The following is a 20,944-nucleotide window of genomic DNA, read 5'->3' as shown; positions in this document are numbered from 1 at the left end:
CCCCCAGCGCCGCCACGCACACCACACCCCGGCCGCCGCCGCACACCCCGCGAGGAGCGTCGCCGCCGACTGCGGCACCCCGAGCCGCGCGAGCACCGCGGACGGCGATGCCTCATACAGGCGTACGAAGGCGTCGTCGCCCCGCAGCAGGAAGGGCAGCGTCCGCGTGAAGAACCCGGCGGGGTCCGGCATCACGAGCGCCGCCGCGAGCGAGACCACCGCGGGCACCGCGAGCGCGGCCCCGAGCGCCCGCCACCGCCCCGCGAAGACGAAGAGGAGCACGACGGGCGCGAGCAGCGGCTTCACGGCGACGGCGACCCCGATGACGAGCCCGGCGCCGACCCACCGCCCCCGGCACACGAGCAGCAGCGCGAGCGGCAGCGCCGCTGCGGAGGCCACCGTCCAGTTGCCGAGCTGGACGAGGTGGCCGAAGGGCGCGAAGCCGAGCGCGAGCCCCAGCAGGCCGTACACCGCGAACCTGCTGCGCCGGTCCACGTCGTACAGCCGCAGCGCGCACGCCCACCCGAGGACAAGTCCGGCCGTGACGCCCATGGGCACCAGATAGCGGACCACGGCGGCCGGCAGCAGGGCCTGGGGCACCGCGGCGAGCACGGCCCCCGGCAGATAGAGGAAGTGCCGGTCGGCGTAGGGCGAACGTCCGTGGATCCACGCCTCGGCGGCCCGCACCACGATGGCGTTGTCCATCCCCCCGTCCGGGGTCCGCAGCCCCACGCGGACGGCCCCGGCGACCAGCACCAGACCGAGGACAGCCCGGACATGCCACCCGGCGGGCCGCGACAACCATCCACTAACAGCCGATTTGCCCGTATCCATACGGCTCAGGCTAGGCCGGGAAGCCCATGTGACCCCCGCTCAACATCCCCGACTCCCCGTCTAAGATGCGCCCCATGAGCTTTGGGCAAGGGGGACCTCAGTGGGGTCCGGGCGGAACGGGCGGGCTCGGCGGCGGCCCCGGTGGCGGGCCCACACCCGACTGGGCGGCGCTCGCCGAGGCGTCCGAGGCGCGCGCCCGGCGCCGCAAGTGGCTGATGATCGGCGGCGGCGCGCTCGCCACCGTCGCCGTCGCGACGGCCGTGGCCCTCACCGTCGTCTCCGCCAACAGCGACGACGCCTCCGCCTCGAACAAGCCCGCGAGCGAGCTGCCGGCGACCGCGGACATCCCCGGCGCGAGCGACGACCCTGGCCCGACCTTCAAGCCGACCACACCGCCGCCCCCGCCGGACCCCAAGGACTTCATCTCCAGCGCCAAGAAGGACAAGGCGCCGCTCACGCCCGAGGGCCTCTTCCCCGGGAAGACGTTCACCTCGGGAGAGAACGTCTACAAGAAGGGCGCCACGGACAGCACCAAGCAGTGCGCGTCCGTCACCCAGCCCGCCCTCGGCGCGATCCTCACGAAGAACGGCTGCACGCGCCTGATCCGCGCCAGCTACGTCAAGGGCAGCCTCGCGGTCACCATCGGCGTCGCCGTCTTCGACACCTCGGCCGAGGCCGCGAAGGTCAAGGAGCAGGTGGACAAGGGCCTGGTCAACGCGTTGCCGGGCAAGGGCGTGCCGGGCTTCTGCCGGACGGGCGTATGCCGCGGGACGTACAACGCCTACGGCCGCTACGCGTACTTCACCACCACCGGCTACCCCAGCGGCAAGAACGTGACGACGAGCGACCGCAAGGCCTACGCCGTCGGCGACACCATGGCCCGCTTCGCCTTCCAGCGGATCAACCAGCGCGGCCAGGCCCAGGCGTCGGCCGCGGCGGCGGGCCCGGAGTAGCCCGCCCCGCCGGGACGGCCGCCGGGGTACCCGCCACCGGGGCTCAGCAGCACCCGGCGCCCGGCAGCGTCCGCTTGTTGCGCGCTTCCTTGCTGCGCGAGGCGAGCAGCTCGTCGGCCGGATAGCCGACCTCCTCCAGCGTGAGCCCGTGCGGCCGCACGACGTGCACGGCCGAGTCCCGCACCCCCGCTTCGAGGACCTTCCCCGGCCACTCCACGGGCCGGTGCCCGTCCCCCACGAACAGCATGGCGCCGACGAGCGAGCGCACCATGTTGTGGCAGAACGCGTCGGCCCGCACGGTGGCCTCCAGGATCCCGTCGGGCCGCCGCTCCCACCGCAGCTCCTGGAGCGTACGAATGGTCGTGGCGCCCTCGCGCCGCTTGCAGTACGCGGCGAAGTCGTGCTCGCCGATCAGCCGCTCGGCGGCGGCGTTCATGGCGTCGAGGTCCAACTCCCAGTCGTGCCAGAGCACATGGCCGCGCAGCAGCGGATCGACGCCACCGGGATGGTCGGTGACGCGGTAGGCGTAGCGCCGCCACACGGCGGAGAACCGCGCGTTGAACCCGGCCGGCGCCTCGGCGACCTTCCACACCCGCACGTCGTGCGAGAGCCGTCCCGCGAGCCTGCGCAGCAGCTTCTCGCGGTGCTCCGCCCACACGCTCTCGGGCAGATCGACGTGGGCGACCTGCCCCCGCGCATGCACCCCGCTGTCGGTGCGTCCCGCGACGGTCAGCTCGTACGTCTCCCGCGACCGCGTCACGGTCCGCAGCGCGGCCTCGATCTCCCCCTGGACGGTCCGCTGCCCGTCCCGCTGCTTGGCCCAGCCGGAGAAGTCCCTGCCGTCGTACGACAGGTCCAGTCGCACCCGCACGAACCCGGGCGCCGCCTCATCACTCACGTGGAAATTCCTCTCAAGCGGAACGGGCCCGCACCCCCGAAGGGATGCGGGCCCGCCCGTTACACCAGTCAGAACGCTTACGCGTCCTTCGACTCCTCGGCCGGAGCCTCGACAGCCTCGTCGGACTTGGCCTCGGCGGCGTCGTCCTTCTTGAGGGAGTCTTCCTTGACGGCACGCTTGGTCGCCGCCTCGGCCTCACCGGTGGCCTCCTGGGCCACGGTCAGGGCCTCCACCAGCTCGATGATCGCCATGGGCGCGTTGTCGCCACGACGGTTACCGATCTTGGTGATACGGGTGTAGCCACCCGGGCGGTTCTCGTAGCGCGGGCCGATCTCCGTGAAGAGCGTGTGCACGATGCTCTTGTCGGTGATGACGGACAGCACCTGGCGGCGGTTGTGAAGGTCACCCTTCTTCGCCTTGGTGACCAGACGCTCCGCGTAGGGACGCAGACGACGGGCCTTCGCCTCGGTGGTGGTGATGCGGCCGTACTCGAAGAGCTGCTTGGCGAGGTTCGCCAGCAGAAGCTTCTCGTGCGCGGCGCTGCCGCCCAGACGGGCACCCTTGGCGGGCTTCGGCATGGTGTTTCTCCTTGATGTCTGCCCCGGCCGTATCAGGTACCGGGGTCAGTGGCACCGCGCCCCGTAAGGGGCGCGGGGAACTGCGCGATCAACCACGACGATCCCGCAGCAAAATCAGACCGTCGGGCCCGAGCCTCAGTACTGCTCGGTCTCGACGAACCCGGCATCCGCGTCGTCGTCGGCGCCAAAGGCGTCAGCCGCAGCGGTCGGGTCGAACCCGGGAGGCGAGTCCTTGAGGGCCAGCCCCATACCGTTCAGCTTCATCTTGACCTCGTCGATCGACTTCGCACCGAAGTTGCGAATGTCGAGCAGGTCCGCCTCGGAGCGGGCGACAAGCTCGCCGACCGAGTGGATGCCCTCGCGCTTGAGGCAGTTGTACGACCGAACGGTGAGCTCGAGCTCCTCGATCGGCAGCGCCAGGTCGGCGGCGAGGGCGGCGTCCGTCGGGGACGGGCCCATGTCGATGCCCTCGGCGTCGATGTTCAGCTCGCGCGCCAGACCGAACAGCTCGACCAGCGTCTTACCGGCGGACGCCATGGCGTCGCGCGGCCGCATGGCCTGCTTGGTCTCGACGTCGACGATCAGCTTGTCGAAGTCGGTGCGCTGCTCGACACGGGTCGCCTCGACCTTGTACGTGACCTTGAGGACCGGCGAGTAGATCGAGTCGACCGGGATACGGCCGATCTCCTGGCCGACCTGCTTGTTCTGCACGGCGGAGACGTAGCCGCGACCGCGCTCGACGGTCAGCTCCATCTCCAGCTTGCCCTTGCCGTTGAGCGTGGCGAGGACGAGGTCGGGGTTGTGCACCTCGACACCGGCCGGGGGCGCGATGTCGGCGGCGGTGACCAGACCCGGGCCCTGCTTGCGCAGGTACATCACGACGGGCTCGTCGTGCTCCGAGGAGACGACCAGCTGCTTGATGTTGAGGATGAGGTCGGTGACGTCTTCCTTGACGCCCGGCACGGTGGTGAACTCGTGCAGGACACCGTCGATGCGGATGGACGTGACGGCCGCACCCGGGATCGAGGAGAGGAGCGTACGACGCAGGGAGTTGCCGAGGGTGTAACCGAAGCCCGGCTCCAGCGGCTCGATGACGAACCGGGAGCGGAACTCGTCGACGACCTCTTCGGTCAGCGACGGGCGCTGTGCGATCAGCATGAAGGAATCCTTCAGTCAGGGGCACCCACTATTTGATGCCCTGAATTCACTACAAGGGTACGGGCGGCACGCCTCCGAAGAGCCGTACCGCCCGGAACCTCAAGACAACCGTGCGTCAGACGCGGCGGCGCTTGGGCGGACGGCAGCCGTTGTGCGGCGTGGGCGTCACGTCCTGGATCGAGCCGACCTCGAGGCCGGTCGCCTGGAGCGAACGGATGGCGGTCTCACGACCGGAACCCGGGCCCTTGACGAAGACGTCGACCTTGCGCATGCCGTGCTCCTGCGCGCGACGGGCAGCCGACTCGGCGGCCATCTGCGCGGCGAACGGCGTGGACTTGCGCGAGCCCTTGAAGCCGACGTGGCCGGCGGAGGCCCACGAGATCACGTTGCCGGTCGGGTCCGTGATGGACACGATCGTGTTGTTGAACGTGCTCTTGATGTGAGCGTGCCCGTGGGCAACGTTCTTCTTTTCCTTGCGGCGCACCTTCTTGGCAGCGCCCTGACGACCCTTGGGGGGCATCTATAACTCCTACGGGAGGTGGTCGGTCCTGCAGCGACAGCTGTCGATAGACCGCTGAGCGAGGACTACTTCTTGCCCGGCTTCTTCTTACCGGCGATGGCGCGACGCGGGCCCTTGCGGGTGCGGGCGTTCGTGCTGGTGCGCTGACCGCGGACCGGCAGGCCACGACGGTGACGCAGACCCTGGTAGCAACCGATCTCGACCTTGCGGCGGATGTCGGCCTGGATCTCTCGACGGAGGTCACCCTCGGTCTTGATGTTGGCGTCCACGTACTCGCGGATCTTGACGAGGTCTTCCTCGGTCAGGTCGCGGACACGGGTGTTGCGGTCCACCTCGGTGGCGTCCAGCGTCTGCTGGGCCAGCGTGCGGCCGATGCCGAACACGTAGGTGAGGGCAACCTCGATGCGCTTTTCGCGCGGGAGGTCAACGCCTTCAACGCGTGCCATTCATGGCTCCTGTTGATTCTTCGGAGGTCTTCAGCAGAACCACTCCCAGCGGGCCGTATGAGGTACCTGCTGGGTCCCCGGCCTCCGACCGGGGGTGTCGCCCTCCATTACCTGATGGGACTGAAGAGGGACGGGTCCTGCGTATCTACTTGCTTGCGTCGCGCGAAAATCTGCGAACTGCAGTCGTGCGTCAGCCCTGGCGCTGCTTGTGGCGCGGGTTGTCGCAGATGATCATGACCCGGCCGTGACGGCGGATCACCCTGCACTTGTCGCAGATCTTCTTGACGCTCGGCTTGACCTTCATTGGGTGAGGTTCTCCGGGTCAGTGCCACCACCCCGCGTGAGCGGAGTGCGGGCAAGATCTACTTGTACCGGTAGACGATCCGGCCACGCGTCAGGTCGTACGGAGACAGCTCCACCACGACCCGGTCGTCAGGGAGGATGCGGATGTAGTGCATACGCATCTTGCCGCTGATGTGTGCCAGGACCTGGTGGCCGTTCTGGAGCTCCACCTTGAACATGGCGTTCGGAAGAGACTCGACGACAGTGCCTTCGATCTCGATGGCACCTTGCTTCTTGGCCACGCTTCGCCCTTCGAATCGACTACCTTGATCGACTTCATGCTCCGTATGCAGACACACGGATGCACGAGAGCCGACGCGTCAGTCTACGTCAGTGCACTCGGAAAGACGAATCGAGAAAGTCTGCCCCACCGCGAAGATCCTTAAGCAAGGGGGTCACGACCCCAGCGGGTCCGGCGCCGGAGTCACCCCGTACGCCGCGAGACGCTCACGCCCGCAGTCCGGTGCGGTCAGGACGAGGGGGCCCTCCTCCGTGAGGGCGACCGAGTGTTCCCAGTGCGAGGACCAGGTGCCGTCCGTGGTGATCACGGTCCAGTCGTCCTCGAGGACCTCCGTGCGCGGCGTGCCGAGGGAGACCATCGGCTCGATCGCCAGGCAGAAGCCGGGGACCAGCTTGGGGCCCTTGCCGCGGCGGCGCTCGACGTAGTTCAGGAGGTGGGGGTCCATGTGCATCTCGGTGCCGATGCCGTGACCGCCGTAGTCCTCGACGATCCCGTACTTGCCGCCGCCCGGCTTCGGCTGGCGGCGGATGTACGTCTCGATGGCACGGGAGATGTCGACGAGGCGGTTGCCCTGCTTCATCGCCGCGATGCCGGCCCACATCGACTCCTCGGTCACCCGGGAGAGCTCCACCAGCTCCGGAGCGTGACCGGTGCCGACGAACGCGGTGTAGGCCGCGTCACCGTGCCAGCCGTCGATGATCGCGCCCGCGTCGATGGAGATGATGTCGCCGTCCTTGAGGACGGTCTTGTCGTCGGGGATGCCGTGCACGACGACCTCGTTCACGGAGGTGCAGATCGTCGCGGGGAAGCCGCCGTAGCCGAGGAAGTTGGACTTCGCGCCGTGCTCGGCGATCACCTTGCGGGCGACGTCGTCGAGGTCCTTGGTCGTGGCCCCGGGCACCGCGGCCTCCCGGGTGGCCGCGTGGATGGCGGCGACGACAAGGCCCGCCTCACGCATCTTCGCGATCTGCTCGGGGGTCTTGATCTGCACCATGGGGCTTCCGCTCTCCGTCATCCGTCGACAAACCGGCTACGTACACACGTACCGAGTACGTAGACAACAGTAAGGCCGCGGTCCCCTCACGGGCACCGCGGCCGAAACAGCGTACTGACTACTTGTCGCCCTTCAGGGCGTCCATCGCACGCGCGGTGACCTCGTCCACCTTGCCGAGCGCCGAGATCGTGACGACCAGACCCTGGGTCCGGTAGTAGTCGATGATCGGCTCGGTCTGCGTGTGGTAGACCTCGAGGCGCTTGCGGACGGTGTCCTCGCTGTCGTCCTCGCGCTGGTACAGCTCACCGCCGCAGACGTCACAGACGCCTTCCGTCTTCGGCTGCGAGTACGTCACGTGGAAGACGTGGCTGGAGTCCTTGCGGCAGATCCGGCGGCCGGCGATCCGCTTGACGACCTCGTCCTCCGGGACCTCCAGGTCCAGGACGGCGTCGAGCTTCACGTCATCGGCCTTCAGCGCCACGTCCAGCGCCTCCGCCTGCGACACGTTGCGCGGGAACCCGTCGAGCAGGAAGCCGTTCTCGGCGTCCGGCTTCGCCATGCGGTCCTTCGCCATGCCGATCGTCACCTCGTCGGGCACGAGGTTTCCGGCGTCCATGTACGCCTTCGCCTGCTTGCCCAGCTCCGTGCCCTGGCTGATGTTGGCACGGAAGAGGTCGCCCGTGGAGATGTGCGGGATCGACAGGTTCTTGGCGAGGAACGCGGCCTGCGTTCCCTTGCCCGCACCGGGCGGCCCGACGAGGACGATTCGCATCAGCGGAGGAACCCTTCGTAATTGCGCTGCTGGAGCTGGCTCTCGATCTGCTTCACGGTTTCCAGACCCACACCCACGATGATGAGGATGCTCGTCCCGCCGAACGGGAAGTTCTGGTTGGCCCCGAAGCCCACCAACGCCATCGTCGGCACAAGAGCGATCAGACCCAGATACAGCGAACCCGGCCAGGTGATCCGGTTGAGTACGTAACTCAGGTACTCAGCGGTCGGACGGCCAGCCCGGATGCCCGGGATGAAGCCACCATACTTCTTCATGTTGTCGGCGACTTCCTCGGGGTTGAAGGAGATCGCGACGTAGAAGAAGGCGAAGAACACGATCAGCACGAAGTACGTGGTGATGTAAATCGGATGGTCACCCTTGGTCAGGTTCGCGTCGATCCACAGCTTCCATCCCGAGTTGCCGCCCGCGAACTGGGCTACCAGCGCCGGAATGTAGAGCAGCGAAGAGGCAAAGATCACAGGGATGATGCCCGCCTGATTGACCTTCAGCGGGATGTACGTCGACGTACCGCCGTAGGACCTGCGGCCGATCATGCGCTTCGCGTACTGGACGGGGATGCGCCGCTGCGCCTGCTCGACGAAGACCACAAGGCCGACCATGACCAGACCGACCGCGATGACCGTGCCGAACTCGATCCAGCCGTCGGCGAGCGAGCCCTCCTCCTTGATGGCCCACAGGGCGGCGGGGAAGGTCGCGGCGATCGAGATGAACATCAGGATCGACATGCCGTTGCCGATGCCGCGGTCGGTGATCAGCTCACCGAGCCACATCACACACGCCGTACCGGCGGTCATCGTGATGACCATGGTCATGGTGACGAAGATCGACTGGTCGGGAACGATCTCGCTGGCGACCGGGCAGCCCTGGAAGAGGGAGCCGGTACGAGCCGTGGCCACCAGGCCGGTGCCCTGAAGGATCGCGAGCGCGATGGTCAGATAGCGCGTGTACTGCGTGATCTTCGCCGTGCCCGCCTGGCCCTCCTTCTTGAGGGCCTCGAGCCGCGGGATCACCACGGTCAACAGCTGCAGAATGATGCTCGCCGTGATGTACGGCATGATGCCGAGCGCGAAGATCGTGATCTGCAGCAGCGCGCCACCGCTCATCATGTTGACGAGACCGAACAGGCCCTGGTTCTGACTGGCGTTGTCGACGCAGGTCTGGACGTTCTTGTAGTTGACACCGGGGATCGGCACATGCGTACCCAGCCGGTAGATCACGATGATGCCGAGCGTGAAGAGCAGCTTCTTGCGCAGGTCGGGCGTCTTGAACGCCCGGGCGAACGCGGTGAGCACGGTGCCTCCTGCGACCCCCGCGCGCGTGCGCCAGAGGTGGTGGTCTTGAGGTTCGACGAATACGTATCAGTCAACAAAACCGTGCGGGCAGACCGCACGGAGCTTAGACAGTGCACGCCACCTTACCGGCGTCCGTGCCCCCCTTGGAACGACCAACCGGGGATGCCCCTTTTGTGGGGCATCCCCGGCTGGGAATCGCTCATGTCATCGACACGTCTGAGGGAATCAGACGAGCTCGGTGACGGTACCGCCCGCGGCGGTGATCTTCTCCTTGGCGGAGCCGGAGACGGCGTCGACCGTCACCTGCAGCGCCACGGAGACCTCGCCCTGGCCGAGGACCTTGACAAGGCTGTTCTTGCGAACGGCACCCTTGGCGACGAGACCCTCGACGGTGACCTCGCCACCCTCCGGGTACAGCGCGCTCAGCTTGTCGAGGTTCACGACCTGGAACTCGGTCTTGAACGGGTTCTTGAAGCCCTTGAGCTTCGGAAGACGCATGTGGAGGGGGGTCTGGCCACCCTCGAAGCGCTCCGAAACCTGGTAACGGGCCTTGGTGCCCTTGGTACCACGACCAGCGGTCTTACCCTTGGACGCCTCACCACGACCCACACGGGTCTTGGCGGTCTTGGCGCCCGGGGCGGGCCGGAGGTTGTGGACCTTCAGCGGGTTCTGCTCCGCCATGTCAGTCGACCTCCTCAACCGTCACGAGGTGGCGGACGGTGTGCACCATTCCGCGGAACTCGGGGCGGTCCTCCTTGACGACCTGCGTGTTGATGCCCTTGAGACCAAGGGAACGCAGGGTGTCGCGGTGGTTCTGCTTGCTGCCGATGTACGACTTCGTCTGCGTGATCTTGAGCTGTGCCATTACGCAGCACCAGCCCCGGCACGCGCCCGCAGCAGAGCCGCGGGAGCGACGTCCTCGAGGGGCAGACCACGGCGAGCCGCGATCTCCTCGGGACGCTGCAGACCCTTGAGGGCCGCCACGGTCGCGTGCACGATGTTGATCGCGTTCGACGAACCGAGCGACTTCGACAGGATGTCGTGAACGCCGGCGCACTCGAGCACGGCACGCACCGGGCCACCGGCGATAACACCGGTACCGGGGGAAGCAGGCTTGAGCAGGACGACGCCCGCGGCCTTTTCGCCCGTGATCGGGTGCGGGATGGTGCCCTGGATACGGGGGACCTTGAAGAAGTGCTTCTTGGCCTCCTCAACACCCTTGGCGATGGCGGCCGGCACCTCCTTGGCCTTGCCGTAACCGACACCCACGGTGCCGTCACCATCGCCCACCACGACCAGCGCGGTGAAGCTGAAGCGACGACCACCCTTCACAACCTTGGCGACGCGGTTGATCGCGACAACGCGCTCAACGTACGCGGTCTTCTCGGCGGCAGCAGCGCCACCGTCGCGACCCTTCCGGTCCCGCCGCTCGCCGCCACCGGCACCGCCACCGCGGCGCTGGGGTCCAGCCATTGGAATTACCTCTCTCTGTTTCCGCTAGCTACGGAACCGACTCAGAACTTGAGTCCGGCTTCGCGGGCGGCGTCCGCCAGGGCGGCGATGCGCCCGGCGTACTGGTTACCACCACGGTCGAACACGACAGTCTCGACACCGGCGGCCTTGGCGCGCTCGGCGACCAGGGCGCCGACCGACTTGGCCTGCGCGGACTTGTCGCCCTCGGCGCCGCGGATCGTGGAGTCCAGGGTCGACGCCGACGCAAGGGTGTGACCCTTGATGTCGTCGATGACCTGGGCCACGATGTGGCGGTTGGAGCGCGTCACGACCAGGCGCGGACGCTCAGCCGTACCCGAGATGTGCTTACGGATGCGGATGTGACGACGCTTGATGGCAGCACGCTTGTAAGCGTCGCCCTTAGCAATCTTGACACCGTATGCCATGGCTTACTTACCCGCCTTTCCGACCTTGCGGCGGATGACTTCGCCTTCGTACTTGACGCCCTTGGCCTTGTACGGGTCGGGCTTGCGCAGCTTGCGGATGTTGGCCGCAACCTCGCCGACCTTCTGCTTGTCGATGCCCTCGACCGAGAACTTGGTCGCCGATTCGACCTTGAAGGAGATGCCCTCGGGCGCCTCGATCAGGATCGGGTGGCTGTAGCCGAGCGAGAACTCCAGGTTGGAGCCCTTCGCCAGGACGCGGTAACCGACACCACTGATTTCGAGCTTCTTCACGTAACCCTGGGTCACGCCGGTGATCATGTTCGCCACCAGCGTGCGGGACAGGCCGTGGAGGGCCTTGTTCTGACGCTCGTCGTTCGGGCGGGTGACGTTCAGAACGCCGTCCTCACCCTTAGCGATCTCGATCGGCGCGACGACGGTGTGGCTCAGGGTGCCCTTGGGACCCTTGACCGCGACCGTCTGGCCGTCGATGGTGACGTCCACGCCGGCGGGAACCGTGATGGGGAGCTTGCCAATACGCGACATTAGCTATTCCTCCGTTCCCGACTACCAGACGTAGGCGAGGACTTCCCCACCTACGCCCTTCTTGCCTGCCTGCTGTCCGGTCAGGAGACCGTGCGACGTGGAGATGATCGCCACGCCCAGGCCGCCGAGGACCTTCGGCAGGTTGGTGGACTTCGCGTAAACCCGGAGACCGGGCTTGGAGATCCGCTTGATGCCCGCGATGGAGCGCTCACGGTTCGGGCCGAACTTCAGCTCGAGAACGAGGTTCTTGCCAACCTCGGCGTCCTCGACCTTCCAGCCCGTGATGAAGCCCTCCTGCTGGAGGATCTCCGCGATGTGAGACTTGATCTTGCTGTGCGGCATCGCCACGGTGTCGTGGTACGCCGAGTTCGCGTTACGCAGACGAGTCAGCATGTCCGCGATCGGATCAGTCATGGTCATGAATTGGCCTTCGGCCTCTCTCGCCGGGGTTTCCTATCTGCGCCATCCCTCTCCCCACTCAGAGGCGGGACGGGTGCGGCGCGGGGACCTACGGCGTAGTAAGTCGGTCAGGGCGGCAGACGCCCAACCCTCCTAGCCTAAGCCATGAAGGGGTGGGCCTCTGCCGACCCTTTACTTACCGAGAGATCCAGGAGTCCTAAAAACCCTTGAGGGGCAGGACTACCAGGAGCTCTTGGTCACGCCCGGCAGCTCGCCACGGTGAGCCATCTCACGAAGGCACACGCGGCACAGGCCGAACTTGCGGTACACGGAGTGCGGACGGCCGCAGCGCTGGCAGCGGGTGTACGCGCGCACACCGAACTTGGGCTTACGAGCAGCCTTGGCAATCAGAGCCTTCTTCGCCATCTCGCTTACGCCTCCTTGAACGGGAAGCCGAGGTGACGAAGGAGGGCACGGCCCTCGTCGTCGTTGGTCGCCGTGGTGACCACGGTGATGTCCATACCCCGGACGCGGTCGATCTTGTCCTGGTCGATCTCGTGGAACATGACCTGCTCCGTGAGACCGAAGGTGTAGTTGCCACGGCCGTCGAACTGCTTGGGGGACAGACCACGGAAGTCGCGGATGCGCGGCAGCGCGAGCGACAGGGTGCGGTCCAGGAACTCCCACATGCGGTCGCCACGGAGCGTGACGTGGCAGCCGATCGGCTGACCCTCGCGCAGCTTGAACTGCGCGATGGACTTCCGGGCCTTCGTCACGGCCGGCTTCTGGCCGGTGATCGTGGTGAGGTCGCGGATGGCGCCGTCGATCAGCTTCGAGTCACGGGCGGCGTCGCCGACACCCATGTTGACCACGATCTTGACGAGGCCGGGGATCTGCATGACGTTCTCGTACGAGAACTCCTCACGCAGCTTGCCCGCGATCTCCTCGCGGTACTTCGTCTTGAGACGCGGAGTGGTGGTGGTCGTCATCAGATGTCCTCACCCGTCCGCTTGGCAACGCGGATCTTGTTGCCCTCGTCGTCGAAGCGGTAACCGACACGCGTGACAACCTTGTTGCCGTCCTTCTCCACGACCAGCTGGACGTTGGAGACGTGGACGGGGGCCTCGGTGGTCACGATGCCGCCGGCCTGCGAGCCGCTGGCGGTCGGGCCGGCCTTCGTGTGCTTCTTGACCCGGTTGACACCCTCGACCAGGACGCGCTCCTCGCGCGGGTAAGCGGCAATGACCTTGCCCTGCTTGCCCTTGTCCTTACCGGTGATGACCTGAACCAGGTCGCCCTTCTTGATCTTCATGCTTACAGCACCTCCGGCGCGAGCGAGATGATCTTCATGAACTTCTTCTCGCGCAGCTCACGGCCGACGGGGCCGAAGATACGGGTGCCGCGAGGGTCGCCGTCGTTCTTCAGAATGACGGCGGCGTTCTCGTCGAAGCGGATGTACGAGCCGTCCGGACGGCGGCGCTCCTTGACGGTGCGAACGATGACCGCCTTGACGACGTCACCCTTCTTCACGTTGCCACCGGGGATCGCGTCCTTGACGGTGGCGACGATGACGTCACCGATGCCCGCGTAGCGGCGACCCGAGCCACCGAGAACACGGATGGTGAGAATTTCCTTCGCACCCGTGTTGTCGGCGACGCGCAGTCGCGACTCCTGCTGGATCACGTCTATCTCCTGTTTGTCTGCCGGTTCCCCCGGGGCAGTTCACTGAACTGCCCCGGGAGCCTGGCGGAACGAACTCCGAGGGGGGTGCCCCTCGGAGCTGTACTTATTGGAATTCCCTTGCGGGAATTACCTACTTGGCCTTCTCGAGGATCTCGACGATGCGCCAGCGCTTGGTGGCGGACAGCGGACGCGTCTCCATCAGGAGGACGCGGTCGCCGACGCCGGCAGCGTTCTGCTCGTCGTGCGCCTTGAGCTTGTTCGTACGGCGGATGACCTTGCCGTACAGCGCGTGCTTGACGCGGTCCTCGACGGCGACGACGACGGTCTTGTCCATCTTGTCGCTGACGACCAGACCCTCACGGGTCTTGCGGAATCCGCGGGTCTCGGTGTTCTCAGTCACGTTGCTCTCGCTCATCAGGCGCTCTCCACCGTCTCGATGCCCAGCTCGCGCTCACGCATCAGGGTGTAGATCCGCGCGATGTCCTTACGGACGGCCTTGAGCCGACCGTGGTTCTCGAGCTGGCCCGTCGCCGCCTGGAAGCGGAGGTTGAACAGCTCTTCCTTGGCTTCGCGGAGCTTGTTGAGAAGCTCCTCGTCGCCCAGCTCGCGCAGCTCGGAAGCCTTGGTACCGGCCGACATCACGACTCACCTGCCTCGCGCCGGACGATGCGGCACTTCATCGGAAGCTTGTGAGCAGCGCGGGTAAGCGCCTCACGAGCAATCTTCTCGTTCGGGTAGGACAGCTCGAACATCACCCGACCCGGGTGAACGTTCGCGACCCACCACTCAGGCGAACCCTTACCGGAACCCATGCGGGTCTCGGCAGGCTTCTTGGTCAGCGGGCGGTCCGGGTAGATGTTGATCCAGACCTTGCCGCCACGCTTGATGTGGCGGGTCATCGCGATACGAGCCGCCTCGATCTGGCGGTTGGTCACGTACGCCGGCGTGAGGGCCTGAATGCCGTACTCGCCGAACGCAACCGTCGTACCGCCCTTGGCCTGACCACGGCGCTTCGGGTGGTGCTGCTTGCGGTGCTTGACCCTACGGGGGATCAGCATTTCGGTCAGGCCTCCGTTCCGGTGCTCTCAGCCGGAGCGGCAGCGGCGGCGGGAGCGTCGGCCTTGGGGGCCTCGGCAGCCGGCGCGGACTGCTGCTGCGGCTTGCGGCCGCGGCCGCCACGCTCGCCACCACGGCCACCACGGGCCGGGCGGTCGTTGCCGCCACCACGGGCCGGGCGGTTACCCGCACGGGCCGCGGCGTTCTCGGCGCGGACCTCGGCGATGTTCTTGACGTCGCCCTTGTAGATCCAGACCTTCACGCCGATACGGCCGAAGGTGGTCTTGGCCTCGAAGAAGCCGTAGTCCACGTTCGCGCGCAGCGTGTGCAGCGGCACACGACCCTCGCGGTAGAACTCGGACCGGGACATCTCGGCGCCGCCGAGACGGCCACCACACTGGATCTTGATGCCCTTGGCGCCCGCCTTCATCGCCGACTGCATGCTCTTGCGCATGGCACGGCGGAAGGAGACGCGGGAGGACAGCTGCTCCGCCACGGCCTGGGCCACGAGCTGAGCGTCGACCTCGGGGTTCTTGACCTCGAGGATGTTCAGCTGGACCTGCTTGCCCGTGAGCTTCTCGAGGTCACCGCGGATGCGGTCGGCCTCGGCGCCACGGCGGCCGATGACGATGCCGGGACGCGCGGTGTGGATGTCCACACGCACACGGTCACGGGTGCGCTCGATCTCCACCTTCGAGATACCGGCGCGCTCCATGCCGGACGTCATCATCCGACGGATGGCGACGTCTTCCTTGACGTAGTCCTTGTACAGCTTGTCGGCGTACCAACGCGACTTGAAGTCGGTCGTGACACCGAGCCGGAACCCGTGCGGGTTTACCTTCTGGCCCATTACCGGGTTCCTTCCTTGCTGCTGACGACCACGGTGATGTGGCTGGTCCGCTTACGGATCCGGTAGGCACGGCCCTGAGCACGCGGACGGAACCGCTTCAGGGTCGGGCCCTCATCCACGTACGCCTCGCTGATGACCAGCGAAGAGGCGTCGGTGTGGTCGTAGTTGTGCGCGGCGTTGGCAATGGCGCTGTCCAGCACCTTGCCGACCGGCACGCTCGCGGCCTGCGGGGCGAAACGCAGGACCGCCTGAGCCTCCGTGGCATCCATGCCACGGATGAGGTCCACCACGCGGCGGGCCTTCATGGGCGTGACGCGGATGTACCGCGCCTGGGCCCTGGCTTCCATGGTTGTCCCTTCGGTGTTAGTCATAGTCGTTTCCACCCCGCGCTAGCGGCGCTTCGACTTCCGGTCGTCCTTGACGTGGCCGCGGAAGGTGCGAGTCGGCGAGAACTCGCCGAGCTTGTGGCCGACCATCGACTCGGTGACGAACACCGGGATGTGGGTCTTGCCGTTGTGCACCGCGATCGTGTGACCCAGCATGCTGGGAATGATCATCGAGCGACGGGACCAGGTCTTGATGACGTTCTTGGTGCCGGCTTCGTTCTGGACGTCCACCTTCTTTACGAGGTGGTCGTCGACGAAGGGCCCCTTCTTGAGACTGCGCGGCATCTAAACCCGCTCCTAGCGCTTCTTGTTCGACTTGCGGCGACGGACGATGTACTTGTTGCTCGCCTTGTTGCGATCACGAGTACGACCCTCCTTCTTGCCCCACGGCGAGACCGGGTGACGACCACCGGAGGTCTTGCCTTCGCCACCACCGTGCGGGTGGTCGACCGGGTTCATCACGACACCACGCACGGTCGGGCGGACGCCCTTCCAGCGCATGCGGCCGGCCTTGCCCCAGTTGATGTTCGACTGCTCGGCGTTGCCGACCTCGCCAATGGTGGCGCGGCAGCGGACGTCGACCAGACGGATCTCACCGGACGGCATACGAAGGTGCGCCATGGCGCCTTCCTTCGCGAGCAGCTGCACGGAGGCACCCGCGGAGCGGGCGAACTTCGCGCCGCCGCCGGGCCGCAGCTCGATGGCGTGGATGGTCGTACCCACCGGGATGTTGCGCAGCGCCATGTTGTTGCCGGGCTTGATGTCGGCGCCAGGGCCGCTCTCAATCCGGTCACCCTGCTGCGTGCCGCGCGGGGCGAGGATGTAGCGCTTCTCGCCGTCCGCGTAGTGCAGCAGCGCGATGCGCGCGGTGCGGTTGGGGTCGTACTCGATGTGCGCGACCTTCGCCGGCACGCCGTCCTTGTCGTGACGACGGAAGTCGATGACGCGGTAGGCGCGCTTGTGTCCGCCACCCTGGTGGCGAACGGTGATCCGACCGGCGTTGTTACGGCCGCCCTTGCTGTGCAGCGGGCGAACCAGCGACTTCTCCGGCGTGGACCGCGTTACCTCGACGAAGTCGGCGACGCTGGAGCCACGACGGCCCGGCGTAGTCGGCTTGTACTTGCGGATTCCCATTTCTCAGTCCTCGTCCGATATTCGGACCAGGGCGCTCCGTTAGGAGGCCTGGCCGAAGATGTCGATACGGTCGCCCTCAGCAAGGGTCACAATCGCGCGCTTGGTGTCGGCACGCTTGCCGAAACCAGACTTGGTGCGCTTGCGCTTGCCCTGACGGTTGATCGTGTTGACTCCGGTGACCTTGACCGAGAAGACCGCCTCGACGGCCTGCTTGATCTGGGTCTTGTTGGAGCCGGGGGCCACGATGAACGTGTACTTGCCCTCGTCGAGCAGCGCGTACGACTTCTCGGAGACGACCGGCTTGACGAGGACGTCGCGCGGGTCCGAGAAGGACTTGCTCAGCGGGGTGGGCTCAACAGCGATCTTGCCCTCGGTCGCGATGCGCTTCGCCTTGGCGATACGCGCGGCCTTGGCGGCCTTCGCAGCCTTGGACGCGATGCTCTGGTGACGAATAGCCATCAGGCTTCGCTCCCTTCGGTCTCATCGGCCTTGGGGCCAGACACGAAGGACTCGAAGGCGGCCTTGGTGAAGACCACGTCGTCCGAGACGAGCACGTCGTACGTGTTCAGCTGGCCCGGCTCCAGGATGTGCACCTGGGGCAGGTTGCGGGCGGAGAGCAGCGAAAGCTCGTCCGAGCGCTCGATGACCAGGAGCACGTTCTTGCGCTCACTGACCTTGCCGAGCAGGCTCTTCGCGGCCTTCGTCGAGATCTCGCCCTCGACCACGCCGGAGACGACGTGGATGCGGGAGTTGCGCGCCCGGTCGGTGAGGGCGTGACGCAGAGCGGCAGCCTTCATCTTCTTGGGAGTGCGCTGCGAGTAGTCACGCGGCTGCGGGCCGTGGACGACGCCACCGCCGGCGAACTGCGGCGCACGGGTCGAACCCTGGCGCGCGCGGCCGGTGCCCTTCTGGCGGTACGGCTTGCGGCCACCACCACGGACTTCACCGCGGGTCTTGGTCTTGTGCGTGCCCTGACGGGCCGCGGCCAGCTGCGCGACGACGACCTGGTGAAGCAGCGGGATGCTGATCTTCTCGACGTCGAAGATCTCCGCGGGGAGCTCGACCGTCCCGGTCTTGTCGCCTGCCGGCGAAAGGATGTCAATGGTGCTCATGGGTTACCTCAGGCCCCCTTGGCCGCGGTACGGACCAGGACGAGGCCGCCGTTCGGACCGGGGACCGCGCCCTTGATGAGCAGCAGACCCTTCTCCGCGTCAACGGCGTGGACGGTCAGGTTCTGGGTGGTGACCCGCTCGTTGCCCATGCGACCCGCCATGCGCATGCCCTTGAAGACACGGCCGGGGGTGGCACAGCCACCGATGGAACCGGGCTTGCGGTGCACGCGGTGGGCACCGTGGGAGGCCTTGCCGCCGTGGAAGTTGTGACGCTTCATCACACCGGCGAAGCCCTTGCCCTTGCTCTTGCCGGTGACGTCGACCTTGATACCGGCCTCGAACGTCTCGGCAGTCAGCTCCTGGCCGAGGGTGTACTCGCTGGCACCAGCGGTACGGATCTCGACGAGGTGGCGACGGGGGGTCACGTCGGCCTTGGCGAAGTGGCCCTTGAGGGGCTTGTTCACCTTGCGCGGGTCGATCTCGCCGAAGGCGATCTGGACCGACTCGTAGCCGTCGCTGTCATTCGTACGGACCTGGGTAACGACGCAGGGTCCGGCCTTGACCACGGTCACCGGGACGACACGGTTGTTCTCGTCCCAGACCTGGGTCATGCCGAGCTTCTCGCCCAGGATGCCCTTGATCTGCTTGGTCATCTCTCGCTCGCCCTTCAGAGCTTGATCTCGATGTCAACGCCGGCCGGAAGGTCCAGGCGCATCAGCGAGTCAACGGTCTTGGGGGTGGGGTCGAGGATGTCGATCAGGCGCTTGTGCGTGCGCATCTCGAAGTGCTCGCGCGAGTCCTTGTACTTGTGCGGCGACTTGATGACGCAGTACACGTTCTTCTCAGTGGGCAGCGGCACCGGGCCTGCGACCGACGCACCAGTGCGAGTCACCGTCTCGACGATCTTCTTCGCCGAAGAGTCGATGACCTCGTGGTCGTAGGCCTTGAGCCGGATGCGGATCTTCTGTCCCGCCATGGCTACTTAGTAGTCCTTTGTCTCGAACGCTCTGGCCCCGGAAGGCCCTTTTTTCTACTTCCTCCGACCCACGCGGTCGGGCGTGTCGCAGTCCCGCTCACACAGATTTCCCGAAGGAATTTCCCTGCTAGGGGCTGCGGCCCTGATGACCGCGGGTCCGGGGGAAGAAACCCACCGGGCGCCTGGCCGAGCCACCGCACCGCACTTCCCGAAAGATTCCCGTACTTCCGCCCAAGCGCTGCCTGCGGGCTTTTCAGGGCCCTCGACAGATAAGGCGACGAGTACTGTGGGACTCGCTTCCGGTCCTCCCGGCGGGAGGCGCACAGCATCGGCACTCAACCGAGCAACCTGAACAGTGTGCCATACGGGGCACGCCGAAGGCCAATCGGGACGAGCTGTCAAGCTGCCACGACCTACACCGCGTACGCAAAGAGCCCCGCCCACCCGGAGGTGGACGGGGCTCCTCGCTGCGCTCAGTTCAGAGCGACCGGGTCTCCCCGATCAGCGAGCAAGCGGGAAGCTTACTTGTTGATCTTGGTGACCTGGCCGGCGCCGACGGTCCGGCCACCCTCACGGATGGCGAACTTCAGGCCCTCTTCCATCGCGACGGGCTGGATGAGCTCAACGGTCATCTCAGTGTTGTCGCCCGGCATGACCATCTCGGTGCCCTCGGGGAGGGTCACGACGCCGGTCACGTCCGTGGTGCGGAAGTAGAACTGCGGGCGGTAGTTGTTGAAGAAGGGGGTGTGACGGCCACCCTCGTCCTTCGACAGGATGTAGGCCTGGGCCTCGAACTCGGTGTGCGGCGTGACCGAACCGGGCTTGATGATGACCTGGCCGCGCTCGACGTCCTCGCGCTTGATGCCACGGAGGAGCAGACCGACGTTCTCACCGGCCTGGCCCTCGTCGAGCAGCTTGCGGAACATCTCGATGCCGGTGACCGTGGTGGTGGTCTTCTCCTGCTTGATGCCCACGATGTCAACGGTCTCGTTGACCTTGAGGACACCGCGCTCGATACGACCGGTGACGACGGTGCCACGACCGGTGATCGTGAAGACGTCCTCGATCGGCATCAGGAACGGCTTGTCGACGTCACGCTCGGGCTGCGGGATGTTCTCGTCGACGGCCTTCATCAGCTCGAGGATGGACTTGCCCCACTCCTCGTCGCCCTCGAGGGCCTTGAGCGCCGAGACCTTGACGACCGGCAGGTCGTCGCCCGGGAACTCGTACTCGGAGAGGAGCTCACGGACCTCGAGCTCGACGAGCTCCAGGATCTCCTCGTCGTCCACCATGTCGGCCTTGTTCAGGGCGACGACGATGTACGGAACGCCGACCTGGCGGGCCAGGAGCACGTGCTCCTTGGTCTGCGGCATCGGGCCGTCGGTGGCGGCGACCACGAGGATGGCGCCGTCCATCTGCGCCGCACCCGTGATCATGTTCTTGATGTAGTCCGCGTGACCGGGGCAGTCGACGTGGGCGTAGTGACGCGTCTCCGTCTGGTACTCGACGTGCGCGATGGAGATCGTGATACCGCGCTGGCGCTCCTCGGGAGCCTTGTCGATCTGGTCGAAGGCCGAGGCCTCGTTCAGGTCGGGGTACGCGTCATGCAGCACCTTGGTAATGGCGGCCGTGAGGGTCGTCTTACCGTGGTCAATGTGACCGATGGTGCCGATGTTGACGTGCGGCTTAGTCCGCTCGAACTTCGCCTTCGCCACTGGGTCCTCCTGGGAGTGGTTCTGTACGCCTTGCTTCATCGGCGCCAGGTGATCTTTGCTGGGAAGCCAGCCGCCGGGGTTCTCGCCCTGCGGGGTCGAACCCCGGCGGATGGTGTCAAGCCTAAAGCGTTAACTGGGGTGAG

34 protein-coding genes are annotated in these 20,944 nt (G+C 66.4%); 1 reads left to right on the top strand and 33 read right to left on the bottom strand.

What is annotated here, in order from left to right; translation table 11 throughout:
- Positions 1-834: glycosyltransferase family 87 protein (locus GKQ77_RS02565; protein WP_219686927.1), on the bottom strand; the 834-nt coding region annotated here is incomplete at its 3' end.
- A gap of 74 nt (positions 835-908) precedes the next feature.
- Between GKQ77_RS02565 and GKQ77_RS02560 the strand changes: the two genes are divergently transcribed.
- Positions 909-1,787 carry a hypothetical protein gene (locus tag GKQ77_RS02560; protein WP_219686926.1) on the top strand — a complete coding sequence of 293 codons (879 nt, stop codon included), beginning with the start codon at positions 909-911 and terminating at the stop codon, positions 1,785-1,787.
- A 43-nt stretch (positions 1,788-1,830) separates the two neighbouring features.
- On the opposite strand, the gene truA is transcribed toward GKQ77_RS02560, so the two are convergent.
- The 32 genes from truA to tuf form a co-directional block, all read right to left on the bottom strand.
- Positions 1,831-2,685 carry a tRNA pseudouridine(38-40) synthase TruA gene (gene truA, locus GKQ77_RS02555; protein WP_219686925.1) on the bottom strand — a complete coding sequence of 285 codons (855 nt, stop codon included), beginning with the start codon at positions 2,683-2,685 and terminating at the stop codon, positions 1,831-1,833.
- Positions 2,686-2,762: 77 nt separating this feature from the next.
- Positions 2,763-3,263 carry a 50S ribosomal protein L17 gene (gene rplQ, locus GKQ77_RS02550; RefSeq protein ID WP_219686924.1) on the bottom strand — a complete coding sequence of 167 codons (501 nt, stop codon included), beginning with the start codon at positions 3,261-3,263 and terminating at the stop codon, positions 2,763-2,765.
- A gap of 135 nt (positions 3,264-3,398) precedes the next feature.
- Positions 3,399-4,421 carry a DNA-directed RNA polymerase subunit alpha gene (locus GKQ77_RS02545; protein ID WP_016645160.1) on the bottom strand — a complete coding sequence of 341 codons (1,023 nt, stop codon included), beginning with the start codon at positions 4,419-4,421 and terminating at the stop codon, positions 3,399-3,401.
- 115 nt (positions 4,422-4,536) lie between these two features.
- Complete coding sequence (gene rpsK / locus GKQ77_RS02540) at positions 4,537-4,941, bottom strand: 30S ribosomal protein S11 (RefSeq protein ID WP_003948617.1); 405 nt, start codon at positions 4,939-4,941, stop codon at positions 4,537-4,539.
- A gap of 65 nt (positions 4,942-5,006) precedes the next feature.
- On the bottom strand, positions 5,007-5,387 hold the full coding sequence (gene rpsM / locus GKQ77_RS02535; RefSeq protein ID WP_030782528.1) for a 30S ribosomal protein S13: 381 nt from the start codon (positions 5,385-5,387) through the stop codon (positions 5,007-5,009).
- A 190-nt stretch (positions 5,388-5,577) separates the two neighbouring features.
- On the bottom strand, positions 5,578-5,691 hold the full coding sequence (rpmJ, locus tag GKQ77_RS02530) for a 50S ribosomal protein L36 (RefSeq protein ID WP_003948619.1): 114 nt from the start codon (positions 5,689-5,691) through the stop codon (positions 5,578-5,580).
- 58 nt (positions 5,692-5,749) lie between these two features.
- Positions 5,750-5,971 (bottom strand): translation initiation factor IF-1, encoded by a 222-nt coding sequence (gene infA / locus GKQ77_RS02525; protein ID WP_003948620.1) that lies wholly within the window; start codon positions 5,969-5,971, stop codon positions 5,750-5,752.
- 153 nt (positions 5,972-6,124) lie between these two features.
- The gene (gene map, locus GKQ77_RS02520) at positions 6,125-6,964 is read right to left on the bottom strand and encodes a type I methionyl aminopeptidase (protein ID WP_219686923.1); all 840 of its coding nucleotides are present in this window, start codon (positions 6,962-6,964) and stop codon (positions 6,125-6,127) included.
- A gap of 118 nt (positions 6,965-7,082) precedes the next feature.
- On the bottom strand, positions 7,083-7,736 hold the full coding sequence (locus GKQ77_RS02515) for an adenylate kinase (RefSeq protein ID WP_219686922.1): 654 nt from the start codon (positions 7,734-7,736) through the stop codon (positions 7,083-7,085).
- A complete protein-coding gene (gene secY / locus GKQ77_RS02510) occupies positions 7,736-9,049 on the bottom strand; it encodes a preprotein translocase subunit SecY (protein WP_125514482.1) in 1,314 nt (437 codons plus the stop codon). Before secY ends, GKQ77_RS02515 begins: the two co-directional genes overlap by 1 nt.
- A 225-nt stretch (positions 9,050-9,274) precedes the next feature.
- A complete protein-coding gene (rplO, locus tag GKQ77_RS02505) occupies positions 9,275-9,730 on the bottom strand; it encodes a 50S ribosomal protein L15 (protein ID WP_125514481.1) in 456 nt (151 codons plus the stop codon).
- Position 9,731: 1 nt separating this feature from the next.
- Positions 9,732-9,914: a 50S ribosomal protein L30 gene (gene rpmD, locus GKQ77_RS02500; RefSeq protein ID WP_005481207.1), complete on the bottom strand. Its 183-nt coding sequence runs from the start codon at positions 9,912-9,914 to the stop codon at positions 9,732-9,734.
- Complete coding sequence (gene rpsE / locus GKQ77_RS02495) at positions 9,914-10,522, bottom strand: 30S ribosomal protein S5 (RefSeq protein ID WP_007384078.1); 609 nt, start codon at positions 10,520-10,522, stop codon at positions 9,914-9,916. Before rpsE ends, rpmD begins: the two co-directional genes overlap by 1 nt.
- Before the next feature lie 41 nt (positions 10,523-10,563).
- On the bottom strand, positions 10,564-10,947 hold the full coding sequence (gene rplR, locus GKQ77_RS02490) for a 50S ribosomal protein L18 (RefSeq protein WP_219686921.1): 384 nt from the start codon (positions 10,945-10,947) through the stop codon (positions 10,564-10,566).
- A 3-nt stretch (positions 10,948-10,950) separates the two neighbouring features.
- Positions 10,951-11,490 carry a 50S ribosomal protein L6 gene (rplF, locus tag GKQ77_RS02485; protein WP_125514479.1) on the bottom strand — a complete coding sequence of 180 codons (540 nt, stop codon included), beginning with the start codon at positions 11,488-11,490 and terminating at the stop codon, positions 10,951-10,953.
- Between the two features lie 21 nt (positions 11,491-11,511).
- Positions 11,512-11,910, bottom strand: a complete 399-nt coding sequence (gene rpsH / locus GKQ77_RS02480; protein WP_018528360.1) for a 30S ribosomal protein S8 — start codon at positions 11,908-11,910, stop codon at positions 11,512-11,514.
- A gap of 219 nt (positions 11,911-12,129) precedes the next feature.
- Positions 12,130-12,315, bottom strand: coding sequence for a type Z 30S ribosomal protein S14 (locus GKQ77_RS02475; RefSeq protein WP_003956452.1), 186 nt, complete (start codon positions 12,313-12,315; stop codon positions 12,130-12,132).
- Between the two features lie 5 nt (positions 12,316-12,320).
- Entirely contained in the window at positions 12,321-12,878 is a 558-nt protein-coding gene (rplE, locus tag GKQ77_RS02470; protein ID WP_125514478.1) for a 50S ribosomal protein L5, read from the bottom strand.
- A complete protein-coding gene (gene rplX, locus GKQ77_RS02465) occupies positions 12,878-13,201 on the bottom strand; it encodes a 50S ribosomal protein L24 (protein ID WP_030685463.1) in 324 nt (107 codons plus the stop codon). Before rplX ends, rplE begins: the two co-directional genes overlap by 1 nt.
- Positions 13,202-13,203: 2 nt before the next feature.
- A complete protein-coding gene (rplN, locus tag GKQ77_RS02460) occupies positions 13,204-13,572 on the bottom strand; it encodes a 50S ribosomal protein L14 (protein WP_003974257.1) in 369 nt (122 codons plus the stop codon).
- 130 nt (positions 13,573-13,702) lie between these two features.
- Positions 13,703-13,987, bottom strand: a complete 285-nt coding sequence (rpsQ, locus tag GKQ77_RS02455; RefSeq protein ID WP_125514477.1) for a 30S ribosomal protein S17 — start codon at positions 13,985-13,987, stop codon at positions 13,703-13,705.
- Entirely contained in the window at positions 13,987-14,211 is a 225-nt protein-coding gene (rpmC, locus tag GKQ77_RS02450; protein ID WP_005481220.1) for a 50S ribosomal protein L29, read from the bottom strand. The genes rpsQ and rpmC overlap by 1 nt, the downstream gene beginning before the upstream one ends.
- Positions 14,211-14,630 (bottom strand): 50S ribosomal protein L16, encoded by a 420-nt coding sequence (gene rplP, locus GKQ77_RS02445; protein WP_030782563.1) that lies wholly within the window; start codon positions 14,628-14,630, stop codon positions 14,211-14,213. The genes rpmC and rplP overlap by 1 nt, the downstream gene beginning before the upstream one ends.
- A gap of 5 nt (positions 14,631-14,635) precedes the next feature.
- Positions 14,636-15,478 carry a 30S ribosomal protein S3 gene (rpsC, locus tag GKQ77_RS02440; RefSeq protein ID WP_125514476.1) on the bottom strand — a complete coding sequence of 281 codons (843 nt, stop codon included), beginning with the start codon at positions 15,476-15,478 and terminating at the stop codon, positions 14,636-14,638.
- A complete protein-coding gene (gene rplV / locus GKQ77_RS02435) occupies positions 15,478-15,825 on the bottom strand; it encodes a 50S ribosomal protein L22 (protein ID WP_004571827.1) in 348 nt (115 codons plus the stop codon). The genes rpsC and rplV overlap by 1 nt, the downstream gene beginning before the upstream one ends.
- 42 nt (positions 15,826-15,867) lie before the next feature.
- The gene (gene rpsS, locus GKQ77_RS02430; RefSeq protein ID WP_125514475.1) at positions 15,868-16,149 is read right to left on the bottom strand and encodes a 30S ribosomal protein S19; all 282 of its coding nucleotides are present in this window, start codon (positions 16,147-16,149) and stop codon (positions 15,868-15,870) included.
- A gap of 12 nt (positions 16,150-16,161) precedes the next feature.
- Positions 16,162-16,998, bottom strand: a complete 837-nt coding sequence (gene rplB, locus GKQ77_RS02425; protein ID WP_055698225.1) for a 50S ribosomal protein L2 — start codon at positions 16,996-16,998, stop codon at positions 16,162-16,164.
- Between the two features lie 39 nt (positions 16,999-17,037).
- A complete protein-coding gene (gene rplW / locus GKQ77_RS02420) occupies positions 17,038-17,457 on the bottom strand; it encodes a 50S ribosomal protein L23 (protein WP_219686920.1) in 420 nt (139 codons plus the stop codon).
- The gene (gene rplD, locus GKQ77_RS02415; protein WP_219686919.1) at positions 17,457-18,110 is read right to left on the bottom strand and encodes a 50S ribosomal protein L4; all 654 of its coding nucleotides are present in this window, start codon (positions 18,108-18,110) and stop codon (positions 17,457-17,459) included. The genes rplW and rplD overlap by 1 nt, the downstream gene beginning before the upstream one ends.
- Before the next feature lie 8 nt (positions 18,111-18,118).
- A complete protein-coding gene (rplC, locus tag GKQ77_RS02410; RefSeq protein ID WP_030782583.1) occupies positions 18,119-18,763 on the bottom strand; it encodes a 50S ribosomal protein L3 in 645 nt (214 codons plus the stop codon).
- A 14-nt stretch (positions 18,764-18,777) separates the two neighbouring features.
- Positions 18,778-19,086, bottom strand: coding sequence for a 30S ribosomal protein S10 (rpsJ, locus tag GKQ77_RS02405; protein ID WP_003948644.1), 309 nt, complete (start codon positions 19,084-19,086; stop codon positions 18,778-18,780).
- Between the two features lie 521 nt (positions 19,087-19,607).
- Positions 19,608-20,801 (bottom strand): elongation factor Tu, encoded by a 1,194-nt coding sequence (gene tuf / locus GKQ77_RS02400; protein ID WP_219686918.1) that lies wholly within the window; start codon positions 20,799-20,801, stop codon positions 19,608-19,610.
- Between the last annotated feature and the right edge of the window lie 143 nt (positions 20,802-20,944).

Origin of the sequence: Streptomyces anatolicus (assembly GCF_019400875.1) — a bacterium.
GTDB classification, from domain to species: Bacteria; Actinomycetota; Actinomycetes; order Streptomycetales; family Streptomycetaceae; genus Streptomyces; species Streptomyces anatolicus.
This window is presented reverse-complemented; position numbering and strand designations above follow the sequence as displayed.

Coding starts and splice junctions, on each gene's coding strand:
- rplC (WP_030782583.1), bottom strand. CDS start 18,763: ATGACCAAGCAGATCAAGGGCATCCTGGGCGAGAAGCTCGGCATGACC.
- rplR (WP_219686921.1), bottom strand. CDS start 10,947: ATGGCATACGGTGTCAAGATTGCTAAGGGCGACGCTTACAAGCGTGCT.
- rpsE (WP_007384078.1), bottom strand. CDS start 10,522: ATGGCTGGACCCCAGCGCCGCGGTGGCGGTGCCGGTGGCGGCGAGCGG.
- rplP (WP_030782563.1), bottom strand. CDS start 14,630: ATGCTGATCCCCCGTAGGGTCAAGCACCGCAAGCAGCACCACCCGAAG.
- rplB (WP_055698225.1), bottom strand. CDS start 16,998: ATGGGAATCCGCAAGTACAAGCCGACTACGCCGGGCCGTCGTGGCTCC.
- rpsC (WP_125514476.1), bottom strand. CDS start 15,478: ATGGGCCAGAAGGTAAACCCGCACGGGTTCCGGCTCGGTGTCACGACC.
- rpsQ (WP_125514477.1), bottom strand. CDS start 13,987: ATGAGCGAGAGCAACGTGACTGAGAACACCGAGACCCGCGGATTCCGC.
- rplO (WP_125514481.1), bottom strand. CDS start 9,730: ATGGCGGAGCAGAACCCGCTGAAGGTCCACAACCTCCGGCCCGCCCCG.
- rpsH (WP_018528360.1), bottom strand. CDS start 11,910: ATGACCATGACTGATCCGATCGCGGACATGCTGACTCGTCTGCGTAAC.
- GKQ77_RS02560 (WP_219686926.1), top strand. CDS start 909: ATGAGCTTTGGGCAAGGGGGACCTCAGTGGGGTCCGGGCGGAACGGGC.
- rplE (WP_125514478.1), bottom strand. CDS start 12,878: ATGACGACCACCACCACTCCGCGTCTCAAGACGAAGTACCGCGAGGAG.
- GKQ77_RS02475 (WP_003956452.1), bottom strand. CDS start 12,315: ATGGCGAAGAAGGCTCTGATTGCCAAGGCTGCTCGTAAGCCCAAGTTC.
- GKQ77_RS02515 (WP_219686922.1), bottom strand. CDS start 7,736: ATGCGAATCGTCCTCGTCGGGCCGCCCGGTGCGGGCAAGGGAACGCAG.
- rplW (WP_219686920.1), bottom strand. CDS start 17,457: ATGGCTATTCGTCACCAGAGCATCGCGTCCAAGGCTGCGAAGGCCGCC.
- rpsJ (WP_003948644.1), bottom strand. CDS start 19,086: ATGGCGGGACAGAAGATCCGCATCCGGCTCAAGGCCTACGACCACGAG.
- rplF (WP_125514479.1), bottom strand. CDS start 11,490: ATGTCGCGTATTGGCAAGCTCCCCATCACGGTTCCCGCCGGCGTGGAC.
- rpsM (WP_030782528.1), bottom strand. CDS start 5,387: ATGGCACGCGTTGAAGGCGTTGACCTCCCGCGCGAAAAGCGCATCGAG.
- rplX (WP_030685463.1), bottom strand. CDS start 13,201: ATGAAGATCAAGAAGGGCGACCTGGTTCAGGTCATCACCGGTAAGGAC.
- rplD (WP_219686919.1), bottom strand. CDS start 18,110: ATGAGCACCATTGACATCCTTTCGCCGGCAGGCGACAAGACCGGGACG.
- GKQ77_RS02545 (WP_016645160.1), bottom strand. CDS start 4,421: ATGCTGATCGCACAGCGCCCGTCGCTGACCGAAGAGGTCGTCGACGAG.
- rpmD (WP_005481207.1), bottom strand. CDS start 9,914: ATGGCACAGCTCAAGATCACGCAGACGAAGTCGTACATCGGCAGCAAG.
- map (WP_219686923.1), bottom strand. CDS start 6,964: ATGGTGCAGATCAAGACCCCCGAGCAGATCGCGAAGATGCGTGAGGCG.
- rpmC (WP_005481220.1), bottom strand. CDS start 14,211: ATGTCGGCCGGTACCAAGGCTTCCGAGCTGCGCGAGCTGGGCGACGAG.
- rpsS (WP_125514475.1), bottom strand. CDS start 16,149: ATGCCGCGCAGTCTCAAGAAGGGGCCCTTCGTCGACGACCACCTCGTA.
- rpmJ (WP_003948619.1), bottom strand. CDS start 5,691: ATGAAGGTCAAGCCGAGCGTCAAGAAGATCTGCGACAAGTGCAGGGTG.
- rplQ (WP_219686924.1), bottom strand. CDS start 3,263: ATGCCGAAGCCCGCCAAGGGTGCCCGTCTGGGCGGCAGCGCCGCGCAC.
- rpsK (WP_003948617.1), bottom strand. CDS start 4,941: ATGCCCCCCAAGGGTCGTCAGGGCGCTGCCAAGAAGGTGCGCCGCAAG.
- rplV (WP_004571827.1), bottom strand. CDS start 15,825: ATGGAAGCCAGGGCCCAGGCGCGGTACATCCGCGTCACGCCCATGAAG.